Here is a 21,583-nt window from a genome sequence, read left to right as displayed (position 1 = left end):
CTCGGCTTACAGGTCGAGCAGCAGGCGTGCCGGATCTTCCAGCGCATCCTTCATCGCGACGAGCGACAGCACGGCTTCGCGGCCGTCGATGATCCGGTGGTCGTACGACAGTGCCAGGTAGTTGATCGGACGGATCACGATCTGGCCGTTTTCGACAACCGGGCGCTCCTTCGTCGCGTGCACGCCGAGGATGGCCGATTGCGGCGGGTTGATGATTGGGGTCGACAGCATCGAGCCGAACACGCCGCCGTTCGAGATCGAGAACGTACCGCCCGTCATTTCCTCGATCGACAGCTTGCCGTCCTTCGCCTTCTGGCCGAATTCGGCGATCTTCTTCTCGATCTCGGCGAGGCTCAGCTGGTCCGCATTGCGCAGGATCGGCACGACCAGGCCACGCGGCGAACCGACCGCGATACCGATGTCGAAGTAGCCGTGATAGACGATGTCGTTACCGTCGATCGACGCGTTCACCAGCGGGAACTTCTTCAGCGCGTGCACGGCCGCCTTCACGAAGAACGACATGAAGCCGAGCTTCACGCCATGTTCCTTCTCGAACTTGTCCTTGTACTTCGCGCGCAGGTCCATGACCGGCTGCATGTTGACTTCGTTGAACGTCGTCAGGATCGCGTTGGTCTGCTGCGACTCGAGCAGACGCTCGGCGATACGCGCACGCAGACGCGACATCGGCACGCGCTGTTCCGGACGGTCGTTCAGCCAGGTCGTGGCCGACGCCGGCACCTTCACGTCCGGCAGCGACGGCTTCGCAGCGGCGGTCTTCGCCGGTGCGGCGGCCGGAGCAGCCTTCGGTGCGCTGCCCGCTGCCAGCGCGTCGCCCTTCGTGACACGGCCGTCGCGGCCCGAACCTGCGACGTCGCCTGCCGACAGGCCCTTCTCGGCCAGCAGCTTCGATGCGGCCGGCGATGCGGCAGCCGAGCTCGACGCAACTGCGGCAGCCGGCTGTGCTGCCGGTGCGGCTGCAGCAGGCGCTGCCGCCGGCTTCACTTCGGCGGCGCCTGCCGCTGCTTCGGCAGCACCTGCCTTCGCTTCGGTGTCGATCGTCGCGATGATCTGGTCGGCGACCACGGTGTCACCATCGTTCTGCAGCACTTGCGCGAGCACGCCCGCGGCCGGTGCCGGCACTTCGAGCACGACCTTGTCGGTCTCGAGTTCGATCAGGATTTCGTCCTGCGCGACTGCTTCGCCCGGCTTCTTCTTCCACTGCAGCATGGTGGCTTCCGAAACCGACTCCGAAAGCTGGGGGACTTTGACTTCTACGATAGCCATGTGATTTTCCTGGATGCTTAATCTGGGTAATGACGAGGTTCGTGCGATTCCTTCGGCCGGTGCGGCGCGCGACGCGCCCGGCAGGCCAAAAGAGACGGGAAAGCGCCGCGCGCCTTCCCGTTTCGCTTCCGTCGATTATTTCGCGATCGATGCGCTCTTCAGGCGGCCGAACGCACCTTCGATGAGGGCCTTCTGCTGCTCGTAGTGCTTCGCGTAGTAGCCGACCGCCGGCGAGGCCGAAGCCGGACGGCCGCTGTACGCCAGCTTCTGCCCTTCCTTCATGCCTTCCTTCAGGTGGTGCTCGACGTAGAACCAGGGGCCCTGGTTCTGCGGCTCGTCCTGCACCCAGACCACTTCAGTCGCGTTCTCGTACTTCTTCATTTCGGCTTCGAACTGCTTGTGCGCGAACGGATACAGCTGCTCGATACGGATGATCGCGACGTCGTTCGCCTTCGCTTCGCGGCGATGCGCGACGAGGTCGTAGTACACGCGGCCCGAGCACGCCAGCACGCGCTTGACCTTCTTCGCGTCGATGCCGCCGTCGGTTTCGCCCAGCACCGGCTGGAACGAACCCTTCGCGAGCTCCGACAGGTCCGACACCGCTTCCTTGTGGCGCAGCAGCGACTTCGGCGTGGCGACGATCAGCGGCTTGCGGAACAGACGGATCATCTGGCGACGCAGCAGGTGGAAGATCTGCGCCGGCGTCGTCGGCTGGACGACCTGCATGTTGTGATCGGCACACAGTTGCAGGAAACGCTCAATACGGGTCGACGAGTGTTCCGGACCCTGGCCTTCGTAGCCGTGCGGCAGCAGCATCGTGAGACCCGACACGCGGCCCCACTTCACTTCACCCGACGAGATGAACTGGTCGATCACGACCTGCGCGCCGTTGACGAAGTCGCCGAACTGGGCTTCCCACAGCACGAGCGTGTTCGGCTCGGCGGTCGAGTAACCGTATTCGAAGCCCAGCACCGCTTCTTCCGACAGCACCGAGTCGATCACCGTGAACTTCGCCTGGCCTTCGGCGATGTTCTGCAGCGGCACGTACGTGCCGTCGTTCCAGCGTTCGCGGTTCTGGTCATGCAGCACCGCGTGACGGTGCGTGAACGTGCCGCGGCCCGAGTCCTGGCCCGTCAGGCGCACCGAGTAGCCCGATGCGACGAGCGACGCGAACGCGAGGTGTTCGCCCATGCCCCAGTCGAGCGGCTGGTCGCCGCGCGCCATGTTGCGGCGGTCGTTGATCACGCGCTCGACGAGCGGGTGGACCTTGAAGTTTTCCGGGACCGTCGTGATGCGTTCGCCGAGGCGCTTCAGTTCGGCGAGCGGCACGGCCGTATCGGCTGCGTCCGTCCACTTGCGGTTCAGGAACGGCACCCAGTCGACCGCGTACTTGCTCTTGTAGTTCGACAGGACCGGGTCGACCGTGTGGTGACCGTCGTCCATTGCCTTGCGGTACGCCTTCACGAAGTTGTCGGCGTCTTCCGCGCTGATCACGCCCTGCTGCACGAGCCTCTCGGCGTACAGTGCACGGGTGCCCGGGTGCTGCGCGATCTTCTTGTACATCAGCGGCTGCGTGACCGCCGGCGTGTCCTGCTCGTTGTGACCCAGCTTGCGGAAGCAGACGATGTCGATCACGACATCCTTGTGGAACTGCATCCGGTAATCAATCGCGATCTGCGTCGCGAGGATCACGGCTTCCGGATCGTCGCCGTTCACGTGCAGCACCGGCGCCTCGATCATCTTGACGACATCGGTACAGTACAGCGTCGAGCGCGCGTCGCGCGGGTCGGACGTCGTGAAGCCGATCTGGTTGTTGATGACGATGTGCAGCGTGCCGTGCGTGCCGTAGCCGCGCGTCTGCGCGAGGTTCAGCGTTTCCATCACGACGCCCTGGCCTGCGAAGGCCGCGTCGCCGTGGATCTGCACCGGCAGCACCTGCAGGCCGTCTTCGTCGCCGCGACGGTCCATCCGCGCCTTCGCGGAACCTTCGACCACCGGGTTCACGATTTCGAGGTGCGACGGGTTGAACGCGAGCGACAGGTGCACCGGGCCGCCTTCCGTCGACACGTCCGACGAGAAGCCCTTGTGGTACTTCACGTCGCCGGCCGGCAGGTCGTCGACGTGCTTGCCTTCGAATTCGGCGAACAGGTCGGCCGGCATCTTGCCCAGCGTGTTGACCAGCACGTTCAGACGGCCGCGGTGGGCCATGCCGATGATGATTTCCTGCACGCCGCGCTTGCCCGAGTGCTGGACGACTTCGTCCATCGCCGCGATGAAGCTTTCGCCGCCTTCGAGCGAGAAGCGCTTCTGGCCGACGTACTTGGTGTGCAGATAGCGCTCGAGGCCTTCCGCTGCCGTCAGGCGATTCAGGATGTGCTTCTTCTTGTCGACCGAGAAGGCCGGCGTCGCGCGGATCGATTCCAGGCGCTCCTGCCACCAGCGCTTCTGCTCCGGATCGCTGATGTACATGTACTCGGCGCCGAGCGTGCCGCAGTACGTGTCACGCAGGCCCTTGACGATGTCGCGCAGCGAAGCCTGGTCGAAACCGAAATACAGGTTGCTTGCGCTGTACGTCTGGTCGAGGTCGCCTTCGGAGAAGTCGTAGAACGCGGGTTCGAGTTCGGGAATGGCGGGACGTTCGCGACGCTTCAGCGGATCCAGATTGGCCCATTGCGAGCCGAGGAAACGATAGGCGCTGATGAGGGACTGGACGTGGACCTGCTTGCGCGCGGTCGCCAGATTGCTGGTGCTTTCGCGCGGGATGAAGGCATTGGCCTTCGCACGCTCGGCAAACGATTCGACGATCGGAAAATGAGCGACGTCATTGGCATTCGAGCCGTCCGTTGCAGGCACGTTCTGCAGCGCGTCGAAATACTCTCGCCAGTTCTCCGGCACCGATGCCGGATTGTTGAGGTATGCATCGTACAGTTCTTCAACGTACGAAGCATTGCCGCCGAACAGATAGGAGTTCAGCTGAAACTGCTTCATTACATCTGACATTTTACGCTCACCTTTCTTCGAGCTTCTCGAGAAATAGCGGGTTACTCAACCTTCCGCGACACGGCCTGACCGTTTAGCGGATTGCGAATCAAGTCTTGCTTGGAAGGACCTAAAACTTGCGTGCGCGCAGCATATCACAGAACCGATACCGGAGTTCACGGCGAAATGTGCCTGAAAGCACCGCACGACGGGGTTTTGCCGGATTGCCACGACCCGCGGGAACAGTGTTTTGCAACGCATTCGGTTGCACATCGCGCGGATGCAAAAAAGGCCGCCCGAAGGCGACCTTTTGCGTCATGCACGGGAACAGCCGAGCTTAGTCGACCGCGCCTTCGCGGCTCGCGCGGCGGCGCTCGTGCTCCTTCAGGAAGCGCTTGCGCAGGCGGATCGACTGCGGCGTCACTTCGACGAGTTCGTCGTCATCGATGAATTCGACCGCATATTCGAGCGACATCTGGACCGGCGGCACGAGACGCACGGCTTCGTCGGTACCCGACGCACGCACGTTGGTCAGCTGCTTGCCCTTGATCGGGTTCACGACGAGGTCGTTGTCGCGGCTGTGGATGCCGATGATCATGCCCTCATACAGCGCGTCGCCCGGCTTCACGAACATGCGGCCGCGATCCTGCAGCTTCCACAGCGCGTACGCCACTGCCGCGCCGTCGTCCTGCGAGATCAGCACGCCGTTGCGGCGCTCGAACACCGAGCCGTCCTTGACCGGCGCGTACGAGTCGAAGATGTGGCTCATCAGGCCCGTGCCGCGCGTCAGCGTCAGGAATTCGCTCTGGAAGCCGATCAGGCCACGTGCCGAAATCTTGTACTCAAGACGCGTGCGGCCGCGGCCGTCCGACGCCATGTCGAGCATTTCGCCCTTGCGGCGGCCAAGCTCTTCCATCACGCCACCCTGGTGCTCGTCCTCGACGTCGACGGTCAGCAGCTCGTACGGCTCGTGGCGCACGCCGTCGATTTCCTGCATCACGACGCGCGGACGCGACACGGCCAGCTCATAGCCTTCGCGGCGCATGTTCTCGACGAGAATCGTCAGGTGCAGCTCACCGCGGCCCGACACTTCGAACACCGTTTCGTCGCCCGTGTCCTTCACGCGCAGCGCGACGTTGTGGTTCAGTTCCTTCATCAGGCGGTCGCGGATCTGGCGGCTCGTCACGAACTTGCCTTCGCGGCCTGCCAGCGGCGACGAGTTGACGAGGAAGTTCATCGTCAGCGTCGGCTCGTCGACGGTGATCATCGGCAGCGCTTCCGGCGTATCGACCGCGCAGATCGTCGCGCCGATGCCGACGTCTTCAATACCGTTGATCAGCACGATGTCGCCCGCTTCGGCCGATTCGACCTGCACGCGCTCGAGGCCCTTGAACGACAGCACCTGGTTGATCTTGCGGTTCAGCACGTCGCCTTCCGGACCGAAGCGCATCACGACCGGCTGGCCCGGCTTGATGCGGCCGCGCGTGATGCGGCCGACGCCGATCCGGCCGACGTACGTCGAATAGTCGAGCGACGTGATCTGGAGTTGCAGCGGCGCTTCCGGATCGGCCGGGCGGACCGGCACGTGCGCGAGGATCGCCTCGAACAGCGGGCGCATGTCGCCTTCGCGGGTCGCCGGATCGAGCGACGCATAGCCGTTCAGGCCCGATGCGTAGACGATCGGGAAGTCGAGCTGCTCCTCGGTCGCGCCGAGCTTGTCGAACAGGTCGAAGGTCTGGTTGATGACCCAGTCGATGCGCGCGCCCGGGCGGTCGATCTTGTTGATCACGACGATCGGCTTCAGGCCGAGCGCGAGCGCCTTCTTCGTGACGAAGCGCGTCTGCGGCATCGGACCCTCGACGGCGTCGACGAGCAGCAGCACCGAGTCGACCATCGACAGCACGCGCTCCACCTCGCCACCGAAGTCCGCGTGCCCCGGCGTGTCGACGATGTTGATGTGCGTGCCTTCGTATTCGACCGCGCAGTTCTTCGCGAGAATCGTGATCCCGCGCTCCTTTTCGATGTCGTTCGAGTCCATCACCCGTTCGGCAATCTGCTGGTTCTCGCGGAAGGTGCCGGACTGGCGGAGCAGTTGGTCGACGAGCGTGGTCTTGCCGTGGTCGACGTGGGCGATGATGGCGATATTGCGAAGGGCGCGGGTCATAGAAACCTGAAATCGTTGAACGCGCAAACGCGCACGCTCGTCTGTCACCGGGACACGTGCGCGCGCGTTGCAGCTTGGAAACCACAAATTATAGCACGTGAGAATGTCGGAAGCCGGACCGTCCGGTGCAATGCAACAAGCGACGCCATCCTGCCCTCGCCACCGACGCGGCCGACACCACTCCCGGCGCCCCGAAGACCCTGATCCGGACAAGGAGATTCCGGAGCACGGAGCGCGCCCTCGCCCGTTCGATTAACATTTGCCGAGGCAAGCAATTGTGCCTATACTGCTGCCTAGTCAACTATTGCAGCTTCAGGGTTTTATGTCGGATTCTCCTTCTCAACCGCCTGTTTCGCCGCTGTCCTCGTATCAGATGAACGACAGCGTCGGTTATCTGATGTCGCGCGTGAAGTCGGTGATGACCAATCTCGTCACGCAACGAACGCAGGAAGAGCTCGGCATCACCGGCACGCAGGCGAGCATGCTGTTCATGATCGCGGTCGGCAAGTGTTCGACGGCCGCCGAGCTCGCGCGGGAATACGGGATCGACGCGAGCGCGGTCACGCGCCTGCTCGATCGTGTCGAGAAGCGCGGGCTGCTGTCCCGCGTGCGCAGCATCGAGGATCGGCGTGTCGTGCGCCTCGAACTGACCGACGAAGGCCGTGCGCTTGCCGAGCGGCTGCCGCCGGTGTTCCGCAGCGTGCTCGACGAGTTGCTGGACGGGTTTACGCCGGAAGAAGTCGGGTTCCTGAAGAGCATGCTGCGCCGCATTCTCAGCAATTACTGCGAGACCGCCGGCGGCAGCGTCACGTAATAGTTGCCATAACAATTACTTTAGACAGATTAATGTAAGGAAATCCTTGCAGTGTCCATCATTCATTCCGAGTCAGGGAACCGCGCGATGAAATCCTCCCCGTTGTCCGTGCGCGCCGGGTCGTGCCGTGCCGCCGTCGCCGCAGCGGTTGCCGCGCTGGCGCTGGCGGGCTGCGCAAACTACATCGGCATCAAGAGCGACAGGCAGATCGCTCCCGCGTCGCAATTCGAAACCGCCCAGAGCCTGCCGGCCCAGGGCGGCCGGTGGCCGGCGCTCGACTGGGCAAACCAGTTCGGCGATCCGCAGTTACCGCAGCTGATCGACGAGGCGCTCCAGGGCAGCCCGTCGATCGCGCAAGCGCAGGCGCGCATCGCGAAGGCGTCGTCATACATCGAATCGTCGCGCTCGAACCTGATGCCGAAGGCCGAAGCCAGCTACTCGTGGACGCGCGAGCTGTATTCGTCGAACGCGCTGTTCCCGCCCCCGTACGGCGGCCAGTGGTACAGCGAGAACAACGCGCTCGCGAGCGCGTCGTGGGATCTCGACCTGTGGGGCAAGAACCGCGAGCGCCTGCACACGGCCGTGTCGCAGGAAAAGGCCGCCGAAGCCGACATGCAGCAGGCGCGCATCACGCTCGCGTCGTCGGTCGCCCGCACCTACAACTCGCTCGCACAGCTGTATGCGCTGCGCGACATCGCGCAGCGCGAGATCACCAACCGTCAGACGGTCGGCAAGATCACCGACGGCCGCGTATCGGCCGGCCTCGACACCAACGTGGAACGCCAGACCGCGCGCGGCAATATCGCGACGACCCAGGCCTCGCTGTCCGACCTCGACGGCCAGATCACGGCCGTGCGCTACCAGCTCGCCGCGCTGCTCGGCAAGGGGCCGGATCGTGGGCTGCAGATCGCCGCGCCGGTGATGAATCCGACCGGCGAAGTCGCGCTGCCCGGCAACCTGCCGGCCGACCTCGTGTCGCGCCGCCCCGACATCGTCGCCGCGCGCTGGCAGGTCGAGGCCGCGATGCACGACGTGAAGGAAGCGAAGGCCGAGTTCTTCCCGGACGTGAACCTCGCGGCCGGCTTCGGCTTCGATGCGTTCGGCTGGGGCAAATTCCTGAATTTCGCGAGCCGCCAGGCGCAGTTCGGCCCGGCCATCCACCTGCCGATCTTCGATGCCGGCGCGTTGCGCGCGCAGCTCAAGGGCCGTTATGCGGACTTCGACCTGTCGGTCGCGAACTACAACCAGACGCTGATCGGCGCGCTGAACGACGTCGCGACGCAGGTCGCGTCGATCCGCGCGGTCGATCGCCAGATGGACGACGCGCAGCGTGCGCTCGATGCGTCGACGCGCGCGTACGACCTCGCCGTGATCCGATACAAGGCCGGCCTGTCGCCGCAGCTCCAGGTGCTGACCGCGGACAGCAACCGCCTCGCGTCGGAACAGACCGTGACCAACCTGAAGATGCGCCGGCGCGACATGCAGCTCGCGCTGATCAAGGCGCTCGGCGGCGGGTTCGACGCGACCGGCACGCGGCTCGCCGCGCCCGACGCCGACAAGCAGACGAAACAGGCTGCCAACTGATCCGGCGCCACCCCTACGCAGACACTCGAAATAACGGACGGAGAACATCGCCATGAGCGACCCTCAACAAAACGCCGCCAGCGCACAGCCGCAGAACAACGGGAAGCGCAAACGGATGATGACGCTGCTGATCGCGGTCATCCTGATCGCGGCCATCGCGTACGGTCTGTACTACTTCCTCGTCGCGCGCTTCCACGAAGAGACCGACGACGCATACGTGAACGGCAACGTCGTGCAGATCACGCCGCAGGTCACCGGTACCGTGATCGCCGTGAAGGCCGACGATACGCAGACGGTCAAGGCCGGCGATCCGCTGGTCGTGCTCGATCCGGCCGACTCGCAGGTCGCGCTGCAGCAGGCCGAGGCCAACCTCGCGCAGACGGTGCGCCAGGTGCGCGGCCTGTTCGTCAACGACGACCAGTATCGTGCGCAAGTCGCGCTGCGCCAGTCCGACCTGTCGAAGGCGCAGGACGACCTGCGCCGCCGGGTGGCCGTTGCGCAGACGGGCGCCGTGTCGCAGGAAGAAATCTCCCACGCGCGCGACGCGGTGCGCGCCGCGCAGGCGTCGGTCGACGCGGCGCAACAGCAGCTCGCATCGAACCGCGCGCTGACCGCGAACACGACGATTGCGTCACACCCGAACGTGATGGCAACTGCAGCGAAGGTTCGCGATGCGTACCTCGCGAACGCGCGTAACGTGCTGCCCGCGCCGGTCACCGGTTATGTCGCGAAGCGTTCGGTGCAGGTCGGCCAGCGCGTGTCGCCGGGCAACCCGCTGATGTCGGTCGTGCCGCTGAACGCGGTGTGGGTCGACGCGAACTTCAAGGAAGTCCAGCTCAAGCACATGCGCATCGGCCAGCCGGTCGAACTGACGGCCGACATCTACGGCTCGTCGGCCGTCTACCATGGCAAGGTCGTCGGCTTCTCGGCCGGCACGGGCTCGGCGTTCTCGCTGCTGCCCGCGCAGAACGCGACGGGCAACTGGATCAAGGTCGTGCAGCGCCTGCCGGTGCGTATCGAGATCGATCCGAAGGACCTCGAGAAGCACCCGCTGCGCATCGGCCTGTCGATGCAGGTCGACGTCGATATCAAGGACGAGCGCGGCGACCAGCTCGCCAACGCGCGGAACACAGTCTACGAGACCAACGTGTTCGCGAAGTACGGCGACGAAGCCGACGCCGAGATCGCACGCATCATCGCCGAGAACGCCGGCGGCAACGCGCCGGCACCGGCCGCGGCGAAGTCGAACGGCGTCGCCAATATGATGTAACGGCTCCGACTCCGGGAAAACAACCGACATGGCACAGGCTCCTGTCTCCCACCCGCCCCTGCAGGGCGGGCAACTCGTGCTCGGGACGATCGCGGTATCACTCGCGGTGTTCATGAACGTGCTCGACACGTCCATCGCGAACGTCGCGATCCCGACTATCTCGGGCGACCTCGGCGTGTCGTCCGACCAGGGTACGTGGGTCATCACGTCGTTCGCGGTCGCGAACGCGATCTCCGTGCCGCTGACGGGCTGGCTGACCGACCGCTTCGGACAGGTTCGCCTGTTCCTCGCGTCGATCATCCTGTTCGTCATCTCGTCGTGGATGTGCGGGCTCGCGCCGAGCCTGCCGTTCCTGCTCGCGTCGCGCGTGCTCCAGGGCGCGGTCGCGGGACCGATGATTCCGCTGTCGCAATCGCTGCTGCTGTCGAGCTACCCGCGCGCGAAGGCGCCGATGGCGCTCGCGCTATGGTCGATGACGACGCTGATCGCACCGGTCGCGGGCCCGATCCTCGGCGGCTGGATCTCGGACAACTATTCGTGGCCGTGGATCTTCTACGTGAACATCCCGGTCGGTATCGCCGCCGCGCTGGCCACGTGGTCGATCTATCGCACGCGCGAATCGACGGTGCGCCGCGCGCCGATCGACGGCGTCGGCCTCGCGCTGCTCGTGCTGTGGGTCGGCTCCCTGCAGATCATGCTCGACAAGGGCAAGGATCTCGACTGGTTCTCGTCGACGACGATCATCGCGCTCGCGCTGATCGCGGTCATCTCGTTCGCGTTCTTCGTGATCTGGGAGCTGACGGCGGAACATCCGGTCGTCGACCTGTCGCTGTTCCGCATGCGCAACTTCACCGGCGGCACGATCGCGCTCGCGGTCGGCTACGGGCTCTACTTCGGCAACCTCGTGCTGCTGCCGCTGTGGCTGCAGACCCAGATCGGCTACACGGCAACCGATGCAGGCCTCGTGATGGCGCCCGTCGGGCTGTTCGCGATCCTGCTGTCGCCGCTGACCGGCAAGTTCCTGCCGCGCACGGATCCGCGCTACATCGCGACCGCCGCGTTCCTGACGTTCGCGCTGTGCTTCTGGATGCGCTCGCGCTACACGACCGGCGTCGACGAGTGGTCGCTGACGTTGCCGACGCTCGTGCAAGGCATCGCGATGGCCGGCTTCTTCATCCCGCTCGTGTCGATCACGCTGTCCGGCCTGCCCGGCCACCGCATTCCCGCGGCATCGGGCCTGTCGAACTTCGTGCGGATCATGTGCGGCGGCATCGGCACGTCGATCTTCCAGACCGCGTGGGACCACCGGAACAACTTCCACCACGCGCAGTTGGTCGAGCAGACCAACCCGTACAACCCGACGTTCAACCAGGCCGTCACGCAGATGGGCAACCTCGGGCTGACGCCGGACCAGGCGCACGGCCTCATCAACAACATGGCTACGCAGCAGGCCGCGCAACTCGGCGTGAACGATCTGTTCTACATCTCGGCGGCGATCTTCGTGCTGCTGATCGGACTGATCTGGATCACGAAGCCCGAACGCGCGGGCGGCGGCGATGCGGGTGCGGCGGCGTCGGCCGCGCACTGAGCGCCGCGCTCGAACGGGCATTGCCCAACAAAAAGCCCGGTCGTTCCGACCGGGCTTTCTTTCATGTCGACAGCGCCTGCGCGCCGTGAATCATGCAGCCGTCACGACGAGGCGCTCGGGAGCGAGCACGCCGTTGACCTTGCGCGCCACGCCGAGCAGCCGTACCGCGTCGTACACGCGCACACGCTCGCCCTCCGCCGCGTCGATCGAAGCGAGCGCAGACAGCGGCAACCGCTGGCCGTGCAGGAACCGCTTTGCGCTGGTTTCGTCGAGACGCACCAGCGGGAACGTCGACAGCAATGCGTCGACCGGCTGAAGCCACGCGTCGCGCGCCGCTTCGGCAGCGTCGGACAGCGCGTCGAGCGTCACCGCATGCTCGAGCGTCAGCGCACCGACACCCGTGCGACGCAGCATCGTCAGATGCGCGCCGCAACCGAGCGCTTCGCCGATATCCTCGGCCAGCGTGCGCACATACGTGCCCTTGCTGCAGGTCACGCGGAACGTCACGTCCGGCAGCTCGCAGGCCAACAGGTCGAGCGCATGGATCGTCACGTTGCGGCCTTCCCGTTCGACGGTCTGGCCCGCGCGCGCATATTCGTACAGCGGCTTGCCGTCGCGCTTGAGCGCCGAGTACATCGGCGGCACCTGCACGATCTCGCCGGTAAAGCGCGCGAGTGCCGCTTCCACCGCCGTCCGGTCGCATTCGACGGCGCGCGTGTCGAGCACGTCGCCTTCCGCGTCGCCGGTGGTCGTGCGCACGCCGAGACGCATCGTCGCTTCGTAGGTCTTGTCCGCTTCCAGCAAGTCCTGCGAGAACTTCGTCGCCTCGCCGAAGCACAGCGGCAACAGGCCCGAGGCCAGCGGATCGAGCGTGCCGGTATGGCCGGCTTTCTTCGCGAGAAGCAGGCGCTTCGCGCGAATCAGGGCGTCGTTGCTCGACAGGCCGACCGGCTTGTCGAGCAGGAGGACGCCGTCCAGCGCGCGCCGCGGCACGCGTGGACGCTGGGGGGCTGCAGTCGTCATAGGGCGCGCGCGCTCAATCGTCCTTCGCGGGCGCGTCGGCTTCGTCGTCGTCCTTCGCGCGCGTCGAGTTGGCTTCCTTGATCAGGCGCGACATTTCCACGGCCTTCTCGATCGTCTGGTCGTAATGGAAATGCAGCGTCGGCACCGTATGAATGTGCAAGCGCTTGAACAGCAGGTTGTGGAGGTGACCCGACGCGTGATTCAGCGCTTCCTGCGTCTTGTCCGGATCGCCGGTGAGCGCCGTGAAATACACCTTCGCGTGCGCGTAGTCCGGCGTGAGTTCCACGCTCTGGATGGTCACGATGCCGACGCGCGGGTCTTTGACCTCGCGCATGATGAGTTCGGACAGATCGCGCTGAATCTGGTCGGCGATCTGAACGTTGCGATTGGGGGAAGTACGTTTCCTGGACATGATCGATCCGTGATCGGTTTATCAGGATGAAGCGGCGGGCCATTGTTGGCACGCCACCATGAAAATGGGCGGAGCAAGCCCAAGCCTGCCCCGCCCATGAGCCGATGCGCGACGGTTACAGCGTACGCGCGACTTCGGTCACTTCGAAGACTTCGAACTGGTCGCCTTCCACGATGTCGTTGAAGTTCTTCACCGACATACCGCACTCGAAGCCTTGCTTCACTTCCTTCACGTCGTCCTTGAAGCGCTTCAGCGACTCGAGTTCGCCCGTGAAGATCACGACGTTGTTGCGCAGCACGCGAACCGACGACGAGCGCTTGACGATACCGTCCGTGACCATACAACCAGCGACCGCGCCGATCTTCGGCACCTTGAACACCTGGCGCACCTCGACCGTACCGGTGATGACTTCGCGCTTCTCCGGCGCCAGCATGCCCGACATCGCCGCCTTCACCTCATCCACTGCGTCGTAGATGATGTTGTAGTAGCGGATGTCGATACCGTTCGATTCGGCCAGCTTGCGCGCCTGTGCATCCGCACGCGTGTTGAAGCCGATGATGACCGCCTTCGATGCCGTCGCGAGGTTGACGTCGTTTTCGCTGATGCCGCCCACCGCGCTGTGCACGATCTGCACGCGCACTTCGTCGGTCGACAGCTTGAGCAGCGACTGCACGAGCGCTTCCTGCGAGCCCTGCACGTCGGCCTTGACGATAAGCGGCAGGTTCTGCACTTCGCCTTCGCCCATCTGCTCGAGCATGCTTTCCAGCTTCGCGGCCTGCTGCTTCGCGAGCTTCACGTCACGGAACTTGCCCTGACGGAACAGCGCGATTTCACGTGCCTTGCGCTCGTCCGGCAGCACGATCACTTCCTCGCCCGCACCCGGCACTTCCGACAGACCCTGGATTTCGACCGGGATCGACGGGCCGGCTTCCTTCGTCGGCTTGCCGTTCTCGTCGAGCATCGCACGCACACGGCCGTAGGCCGAGCCCGCGAGCACGATGTCGCCGCGGTTCAGCGTACCGGACTGCACGAGGATCGTCGCGACCGGGCCCTTGCCCTTGTCGAGCTTCGCTTCGATCACGAGGCCCTTGGCCGGCGCTTCGACCGGTGCCTTCAGTTCCAGCACTTCGGCCTGCAGCAGCACGTTCTCGAGCAGATCGTCGATGCCGGCGCCCGTCTTGGCCGACACCGGTACGAACGGCGAATCGCCACCGTATTCTTCCGGCACGACGCCTTCCGCGACCAGTTCCTGCTTGACGCGATCGGGGTTCGCTTCCGGCTTGTCGATCTTGTTGATTGCCACGACGATCGGCACGCCACCCGCCTTCGCGTGGGCGATCGCCTCCTTCGTCTGCGGCATCACGCCGTCGTCGGCAGCCACCACCAGCACCACGATGTCGGTCGCCTTCGCGCCGCGTGCACGCATTGCCGTGAACGCTTCGTGACCCGGCGTATCGAGGAACGTGATGACGCCGCGCGGCGTTTCGACGTGGTATGCGCCGATGTGCTGCGTAATGCCGCCCGCTTCGCCCGCCGCAACCTTCGCACGGCGGATGTGGTCGAGCAGCGAGGTCTTGCCGTGGTCGACGTGACCCATCACCGTGACGACCGGCGGACGCGGCAGTTGCTCCGCATCGGTGGTCGTTTCGCCTTCGACCAGCAGCGCTTCCGGATCGTCCAGCTTCGCGGCGACCGCGCGATGGCCCAGTTCCTCGACGACGATCATCGCCGTTTCCTGGTCCAGCACCTGGTTGATCGTGACCATCTGGCCCATCTTCATCATCACCTTGATGACTTCCGAGGCCTTGATCGACATCTTGTGCGCGAGATCAGCAACCGACACGGTTTCCGGCACGTGCACTTCACGCACGATCGGCTCGGTCGGCGCCTGGAACGACGATGCGCTGTCCTGGTGACGGCCACGGCCCTTCGGGCCGCCGCGCCAGCCGCGATCGACGCCGCCGCTCGAATCGCCGCGCGTCTTGATGCCGCGGCGCTTCGCCGCGTCGTCCTGCCAGCCGCCCTTGCCTGCGCCCGGCTTCTTGTTGCGGTCGCCCGCGCCTGCCGGTGCCTGCGTGGTCGCCGGCGCTGCGCCGGCCGGCTTCTTTGCTGCAGCCGGACGCGCCGGCGTACCCGCACCTGCCGGCTTCGCCGGCTTGTGCAGCGTGCCCTTCGCTTCGGCCGGCTTCGGCGGCTCGACCGGCTTCGGCGGCTCGACTGCCTTGACCACGGCCTTGCGCGGCGTGTTCATCATTTCGCGAATCGCACGCGCTTCCGCCTCGGCGGCCGCGCGACGCTTGCTGATCTCTTCCTGCTCGGCGCGCGCCTTGTCCGCCGCCTCGCGGGCAGCGTCCTCGGCCTTCTTCGCCGCTTCGCGCTGGGCCGCACGTTCAGCGGCCGCGCGTGCTTCGTCCTGCGCGGACTGCGCACCGGCTGCTTCCTGCTGAGCCTCGGCGGCCTGCTGGGCAGCAGCCTGCTGTGCCGCTGCGGCTTCGGCCGCGGCACGCTTCGACGCCGCTTCTTCCTCCGCACGGCGGCGCTCGGCTTCGGCCGCTTCCTCGCGGGCGCGACGCTCGGCTTCCTCGCGCTCGAGGCGTTCCTGGCGCTCGCGCAGCTCCTGCGCCTGCTTCTCGAGCAGCTCGGCCTCGCGGCGCGCTTCTTCCTCGCGACGCTTCAGTTCCGCATCGTCGTCCGCATCGGCGACCTGCGCCTGACCCTGTTCCGCACCCTCGGCCACGTCGTCGCGCTTGACGAACGTACGCTTCTTGCGGACCTCGACCTGAATGGTGCGAGCCTTGCCCGTCGCGTCAGACTGCTTGATCTCCGACGTATGCTTGCGGGTCAGCGTGATCTTGCGCTTGTCGCCGTCGGTTGCGCCGTGCGACTTGCGCAAATGATCGAGCAGACGCGCCTTGTCCGCCTCGGACAGCGCATCGTCTTCACTCGCTTTCTGGACGCCCGCTGCCTGCAGCTGTTCGAGCAGCACACCAGCAGGCATTTTCAGTTCCGCGGCAAATTGGGCTACGTTGTTACTCGCCATTCATTCCTCTTAGTGCAAGGACCGATTCCTTGCGGTTAGCATCGGGTCAGGCCATACGGCCGCCATCAAATCAGTGCGCCATGGTCATTTCTCACTGGAACCAGTGTTCACGTGCTTTCATGATCAACGCCTTAGCGGCATCCTCTTCCATCCCGGTCATGTCGACCAGTTCATCCACGGCCAGCTCGGCGAGATCGTCGCGCGTCTGCATGCCGTGTTCGGCCAGCTTCGTGAGCAACTCCGGCGTAACGCCGTCGAGGCCCTTCAAGTCCAGCGCTGCGTTTTCAACCTTTTCTTCGTTCGCGATCGCCATCGTCAACAGTGCGTCGCGTGCGCGGTTGCGCAGCTCATGCACGGTGTCCTCGTCGAACGCCTCGATTTCGAGCATTTCGTTGAGCGGCACGTAAGCGATCTCTTCGAGGCTCGTGAAGCCTTCGTCGATCAGGATGTCGGCAACTTCTTCGTCGACGTCCAGACGCGCCATGAACAGCGCACGCAGTCGATCGCGCTCTTCACCCTGCTTCAGAGCGGATTCGTCCGGCGTCATGATGTTGATCTGCCAGCCGGTCAGTTCGCTGGCAAGGCGAACGTTCTGACCGCTGCGGCCGATCGCGACAGCCAGCTCGTTCTCGTCGACGACGACGTCCATCGAGTGCTTTTCTTCATCGACGACGATCGACTGGACGGCTGCCGGCGCGAGCGCGCCGATCACGAACTGGGCGGGATCCTCGGACCATAGCACGATGTCGATGTTTTCGCCACCGAGCTCATTGCGCACGGCCTGCACGCGGGAGCCGCGGATGCCGACGCAAGTACCGATCGGATCGATCCGCTTGTCGTAGGCGATCACGCCGATCTTTGCGCGCACGCCCGGATCGCGAGCGGCTGCCTTGATCTCGAGCAGGCCCTGCTCGATTTCCGGCACTTCCATCTCGAACAGCTTCATCAGAAACTCGGGCGCCGTGCGCGAGAGTTCGATCTGCGGACCGCGCGCGGTGCGGTCGACCTTCGCGATGTACGCACGCACGCGGTCGCCCACGCGCAGGTTTTCCTTCGGGATCAGCTGGTCGCGACGCAGCAGCGCTTCGACACGGCCCGATTCGACGATGAAGTTGCCCTTGTCGAGGCGCTTCACCGTACCCGTCATGATCTTTTCGCCGCGCTCGAGGTAGTCGTTCAGGATCTGCTCGCGCTCGGCATCGCGCACCTTCTGCAGGATCACCTGCTTGGCGGCCTGCGCGCCGATGCGGCCGAACTCGATCGACGGCACCGGTTCCTCGATGAATTCGCCGACCTCGACGTCGGGCTTCTGCTCACGTGCTTCGAACAGCAGGATCTCGCGATCCGGTTCCTGCAAGCCTGCCTCGTCGGGCACGACGAGCCAGCGACGGAAGGTCTCGTGCTCGCCGCTTTCGCGATCGATATGGACGCGGATTTCGGCGCCTTCGTCGAACAGCTTCTTGGAAGCGGACGCGAGCGCAGCCTCGAGGGCGCCCAGCACCACATCCTTGTCGACGTTTTTCTCGCGCGCCAGCGCATCCACCAGCATCAACACTTCGCGACTCATTATTTGCGGCTCCTAAAGTCAACTTGCGGAATCAGGCGGGCTTTGTCGATATCGGCCAGCGTGAAATCCAGCATGGCCGCCTCGCCCTTCTTCCTCTCAAATTCCAAACCGATCGTTTCGCCATTCGGCGCGTGCAGAATGCCCCGGTACGTCTTGCGCCCGTCCAGCGGCTTTTTCAAGGTCACGGAAACTTCGCTGCCGGCGAAGCGCTCGAAGTCGGCCAGCTTCTTCAACGGGCGGTCGAGCCCCGGGGACGAGACTTCGAGCCGTTCGTAATCGATGTTTTCGACCGTCAAGACGTGCTGGAGCTGACGCGTGACCTTTTCGCAATCTTCGAGCGAGATGCCGGCAGGCTGATCGATATAGATGCAAAGCATGCCGCGCCCGGTGCGCTCAAGATCCACCAGCTCGTAGCCGAGCCCGGTGACCGTGGTTTCTATCAGTTCCGTCAGTTGCACAGTGTCCTCTCAGGTGTTCGCGCCCGCCGCTCGCGATTCACCCGCGGGCGCGCGCCTTAGCCGGCGCAGGAAGCGCTACCCGAGATGCCTAACCGTTTCAGCAAAAAAAAATGGGCGGAACGCCCATCTTCTTACTGGTGGTCGCACCTGAGCCGCACATTGAATCCGTACGCCCAGCGACTCCGCGATTATAGCGATTTTTGGCGCAAACGCCAAGCCAGCCGGTAAAAGCAGCGCCCAGCCCGCCTTTACCGACCAAACATGCAAAACCGGACTATCCGAGCAGGCGGCACAATCCGGCAGCGCGATATATATGCAGTCAAAAGCAAATCACGCAGCGCGAGGTGCCGACCCAACCGGACTCACGCCGATTTCGCCGGCCCACCGGCGGCTTCACGCCGCCGTACGCCAGAAATGCTCAGCGACCGCGCGAGCGATTGCGCTGCGGACGCTGACCACCGCGCGCACCGCCGCCGCCGTTGCCGGCGCCTTCGGCACGATTGCCGTTGGGATTGCGGTTGCCGCCCTTGCTGCCACCGCGCTTGCCGCCCGCGCCTTCATGCTTCGGACCGGCGCCATACGACGCGCGATTGCCGTCGACATCGCGACCGCCCGAGCGGTTGCCATGGCCCGACGGCGAAACCGGCAGGCTGCCGTACCCGCTCAGGCCCGGCAGACCCGGGGCGCCGCGGCGGCCGCCGCCGCGACGCGGCTGGTCGAGCTGACCATGGGTCGTCAGCACCGGCTCACGGCCGATGAAGCCCATCGACGTCTGCATCGGATCCGGCTGGCGGCGCTCGGCCTGCCCGCCGCCACCGCGCTTGCCCTTTTCCTCGGACGGCGCCTTCAGGCCGACGGTCGCCATCAGCTTGCGCACCTGCGCCTCGTCGAGCTCCTCCCAACGACCGCGCTTCAAGCCGCGCGGCAGCGGGATCGGACCGTGGCGCGTACGGATCAGGCGGCTCACCATCAAGCCGGCCGCTTCGAACATCCGGCGCACTTCACGGTTGCGGCCTTCAGCCAGCGCAACGTGATACCAGTGGTTCGTGCCTTCGCCGCCGCCGTCGCGAATGCGCAGGAAGTTCGCCGGGCCGTCATCGAGCTCGACACCATGCAGCAGCTTCTGACGCATCCCTTCGGACAGCTCGCCGACGACGCGCACCGCATACTCGCGCTCGACGCTGTAGCGCGGATGCATGAAGCGGTTCGCGAGGTCACCCGACGTGGTCAGCATCAGCAGACCTTCGGTGTTGAAGTCGAGGCGGCCCACCGCAAGCCATTTCGCCGTCTTCATCGGCGGCAGGCGGTCGAACACCGACGGGCGACCTTCCGGATCCGCGTGGCTGACGATTTCGCCCGTCGGCTTGTGATACAGCAGGACGCGCGGCGGCTTGTTCGGCAGCTTGCGCTTGACCGGCTTGCCGTTGATGCGAACCTGGTCGGTCGGCATGATGCGCTGGCCGATGTGCGCGGGCTCACCGTTCACCGACACGCGACCGGCGACGATCAGCTCTTCCATTTCGCGGCGCGAGCCCATGCCGGCTTCCGCGAGCACCTTGTGGAGCTTCGGCGCGTCATCGTCCGGTGACAGCACGCGCTTGTTCGTCGGCTGGTTGCGACCGCGACGCAGCATCGGCGCTCGTACGCCGCTGCCGCCCGCCGCGTTGTCAGCATCGAAGGCCGGCGACGTCACATAGGCGAACAGATCGTCCTGCGGCGCTGCATCGCCTTCGGCCTTCGCCGCGCCGCTCTCGCCCTTCGCCGCGCTGCCGCGCCGGCCCTGGCCGCCTTGCCCGCCCTGGGCACCCTTGGCTGCGCCTTCACGCTTGCCGGCCGGCTTGCGGCCGCCCTTGGCCGCGGCTTCCTTGCGCGGCGCGCGTGCGGGCTGCGCTTCCGCGGCCTCGGCCGGCTGCGCGTCGGCGCCTTCGCCGCCCTGCGGCTCGCCATCGGCGCCCTTCGACTTGGCCGCCGCGCGGCGACGGGCGATCAGGCTGCGCGGGCCGCGCCGCAGGCCGCGGCGGGGACGCTCGTCACCACCCGCGGCAGGAGCGTCCTGCTCCGGCGTATCGTCGGCACGCGCGGCCTGCACGGCAGGCGCGGACGATTCAATATCGTGGATATCTGTCAAAACAACCTCAAAATGTCAGGTCTCGCGCCCGGCGCGGGCGCGGCAAGAAGTCGGCCGCGATCAGGCGCGGCGCTGTTCGGGTTCTGCTTCGTCGTCCGGCAGCACGTCGGCGCCGATGGGCGCGCTGGCGCTGCGTACGGCATCGGCGAGGCTGTCGGACGTATCGTCCAGCATCTCGCCGTCCGCGGGACGGGAGCGCGAGACATCGGCCTGGCCAGCCTCGCCCGGCATGTCGCCGGCCGCTTCCGCTCCGTCTCCGGCAACCGCGTCGGCGGCCGGCTTGCGATCTTCCTCGTTCCATTCCGCACGCAGCGGCTCGGACTGCCCGCCGGCCGGCGCTGCTTCGGCGCCGCCCTGTTCGGTGTGAACGCGATCAGCTTCCAGCGTATCGCGGTTCGGTATTTCCTGCGTCGACGCGACGTCCGTCCCAGCGCCGCCCGGCAATTCGCCCGGCTCGCCGACCGCCGCTTCGCCGGCTTCCGGCACCGCTTCCGCCGCCGGCGCATCGCCGTCGAAATCCATCGCCTGCTGCGCGAGCAGCGCGGCCTCGATGTTCGCGGCGGGCTCCTCGAGCGCGGGCAGGTCGTCGAGCGCCTTCAGGCCGAGATCGTCAAGGAACTGCTTGGTCGTCGCGTACAGCGCCGGACGTCCCGGCACGTCGCGATGTCCGATCACCTCGATCCAGCCGCGATCCTCGAGCTGCTTGACCACCTGCGTATTGACCGTGACGCCGCGAATCTCTTCGATGTCGCCGCGCGTAACGGGTTGCCGATACGCAATGATCGCGAGCGTTTCGAGCACCGCGCGCGAGTATTTCGGCGGCTTCTCGGGATGCAGTCGATCCAGATAGTGACGCATCGCCGGCTTGCTCTGAAAGCGCCATCCGGTTGCCAGCGCCACCAGTTCGACACCGCGGCCGGACCAATCCTGTTTCAGATCTTCGAGCAACGTGCGGACCGTGTCAGCCGACACGCCGTCGGCAAAGAGCTTGCGCAAATCGCCGAGCTTCAGCGGTTCCTGCGCGCAGATCAAAGCAGTCTCGAGGACGATCTTCGCCTCTTGGGTATTCATGCAGCTAGGCCAGACCCTGTGGTCAAACGAACCGGATCAACAAACAGACGAAAGGAACGGAAGACGCGCTCGCCCGATTCTGATCGGTCATATTGATGGGAGCACGAACCGGGGGCGGCGAACCAACTTCAGGCCAGGCCCAAACCGGACGGAACAGCACGGCTCAACGACGGAACCGCGTGACTGAGCGCCATCTTACGC

14 protein-coding genes are annotated in these 21,583 nt (G+C 65.4%); 4 read left to right on the top strand and 10 right to left on the bottom strand.

Annotated features, from left to right (window positions below):
- Positions 1-6: 6 nt before the first annotated feature.
- The 3 genes from odhB to typA form a co-directional block, all read right to left on the bottom strand.
- Positions 7-1,284: a 2-oxoglutarate dehydrogenase complex dihydrolipoyllysine-residue succinyltransferase gene (gene odhB, locus DIE21_RS26655; protein ID WP_124500488.1), complete on the bottom strand. Its 1,278-nt coding sequence runs from the start codon at positions 1,282-1,284 to the stop codon at positions 7-9.
- Between the two features lie 135 nt (positions 1,285-1,419).
- Positions 1,420-4,284 carry a 2-oxoglutarate dehydrogenase E1 component gene (locus tag DIE21_RS26650; RefSeq protein ID WP_124500487.1) on the bottom strand — a complete coding sequence of 955 codons (2,865 nt, stop codon included), beginning with the start codon at positions 4,282-4,284 and terminating at the stop codon, positions 1,420-1,422.
- 316 nt (positions 4,285-4,600) lie between these two features.
- Positions 4,601-6,427 carry a translational GTPase TypA gene (gene typA, locus DIE21_RS26640; protein ID WP_059467636.1) on the bottom strand — a complete coding sequence of 609 codons (1,827 nt, stop codon included), beginning with the start codon at positions 6,425-6,427 and terminating at the stop codon, positions 4,601-4,603.
- Positions 6,428-6,749: 322 nt separating this feature from the next.
- Between typA and DIE21_RS26635 the strand changes: the two genes are divergently transcribed.
- The 4 genes from DIE21_RS26635 (at position 6,750) to DIE21_RS26620 (ending at position 11,683) form a co-directional block, all read left to right on the top strand.
- Positions 6,750-7,241 (top strand): MarR family winged helix-turn-helix transcriptional regulator, encoded by a 492-nt coding sequence (locus tag DIE21_RS26635; RefSeq protein ID WP_059467637.1) that lies wholly within the window; start codon positions 6,750-6,752, stop codon positions 7,239-7,241.
- A gap of 87 nt (positions 7,242-7,328) precedes the next feature.
- Positions 7,329-8,825 (top strand): efflux transporter outer membrane subunit, encoded by a 1,497-nt coding sequence (locus tag DIE21_RS26630; RefSeq protein ID WP_124500485.1) that lies wholly within the window; start codon positions 7,329-7,331, stop codon positions 8,823-8,825.
- Positions 8,826-8,877: 52 nt separating this feature from the next.
- A complete protein-coding gene (locus DIE21_RS26625; protein WP_124500484.1) occupies positions 8,878-10,095 on the top strand; it encodes an HlyD family secretion protein in 1,218 nt (405 codons plus the stop codon).
- A 28-nt stretch (positions 10,096-10,123) separates the two neighbouring features.
- Positions 10,124-11,683: a DHA2 family efflux MFS transporter permease subunit gene (locus DIE21_RS26620; protein WP_124500483.1), complete on the top strand. Its 1,560-nt coding sequence runs from the start codon at positions 10,124-10,126 to the stop codon at positions 11,681-11,683.
- A gap of 90 nt (positions 11,684-11,773) precedes the next feature.
- On the opposite strand, the gene truB is transcribed toward DIE21_RS26620, so the two are convergent.
- The 7 genes from truB to scpB all read right to left on the bottom strand — a co-directional run bounded on the left by truB (position 11,774) and on the right by scpB (position 21,382).
- Complete coding sequence (truB, locus tag DIE21_RS26615; protein WP_124500482.1) at positions 11,774-12,706, bottom strand: tRNA pseudouridine(55) synthase TruB; 933 nt, start codon at positions 12,704-12,706, stop codon at positions 11,774-11,776.
- Between the two features lie 13 nt (positions 12,707-12,719).
- On the bottom strand, positions 12,720-13,118 hold the full coding sequence (gene rbfA / locus DIE21_RS26610) for a 30S ribosome-binding factor RbfA (protein WP_050012484.1): 399 nt from the start codon (positions 13,116-13,118) through the stop codon (positions 12,720-12,722).
- Positions 13,119-13,233: 115 nt separating this feature from the next.
- Positions 13,234-16,158 carry a translation initiation factor IF-2 gene (gene infB, locus DIE21_RS26605; protein ID WP_124500481.1) on the bottom strand — a complete coding sequence of 975 codons (2,925 nt, stop codon included), beginning with the start codon at positions 16,156-16,158 and terminating at the stop codon, positions 13,234-13,236.
- A 91-nt stretch (positions 16,159-16,249) separates the two neighbouring features.
- Positions 16,250-17,725 (bottom strand): transcription termination factor NusA, encoded by a 1,476-nt coding sequence (gene nusA, locus DIE21_RS26600; protein WP_124500480.1) that lies wholly within the window; start codon positions 17,723-17,725, stop codon positions 16,250-16,252.
- Entirely contained in the window at positions 17,725-18,183 is a 459-nt protein-coding gene (gene rimP / locus DIE21_RS26595; RefSeq protein ID WP_014897219.1) for a ribosome maturation factor RimP, read from the bottom strand. The genes nusA and rimP overlap by 1 nt, the downstream gene beginning before the upstream one ends.
- Before the next feature lie 418 nt (positions 18,184-18,601).
- Positions 18,602-20,311 (bottom strand): 23S rRNA pseudouridine(2605) synthase RluB, encoded by a 1,710-nt coding sequence (gene rluB / locus DIE21_RS26590; RefSeq protein WP_124500479.1) that lies wholly within the window; start codon positions 20,309-20,311, stop codon positions 18,602-18,604.
- Between the two features lie 60 nt (positions 20,312-20,371).
- Positions 20,372-21,382: an SMC-Scp complex subunit ScpB gene (gene scpB / locus DIE21_RS26585; RefSeq protein ID WP_124500478.1), complete on the bottom strand. Its 1,011-nt coding sequence runs from the start codon at positions 21,380-21,382 to the stop codon at positions 20,372-20,374.
- Positions 21,383-21,583: the final 201 nt, after the last annotated feature.

Source organism: Burkholderia sp. Bp9140 (assembly GCF_003853425.1).
Lineage (GTDB): Bacteria > Pseudomonadota > Gammaproteobacteria > Burkholderiales > Burkholderiaceae > Burkholderia.
This window is presented reverse-complemented; position numbering and strand designations above follow the sequence as displayed.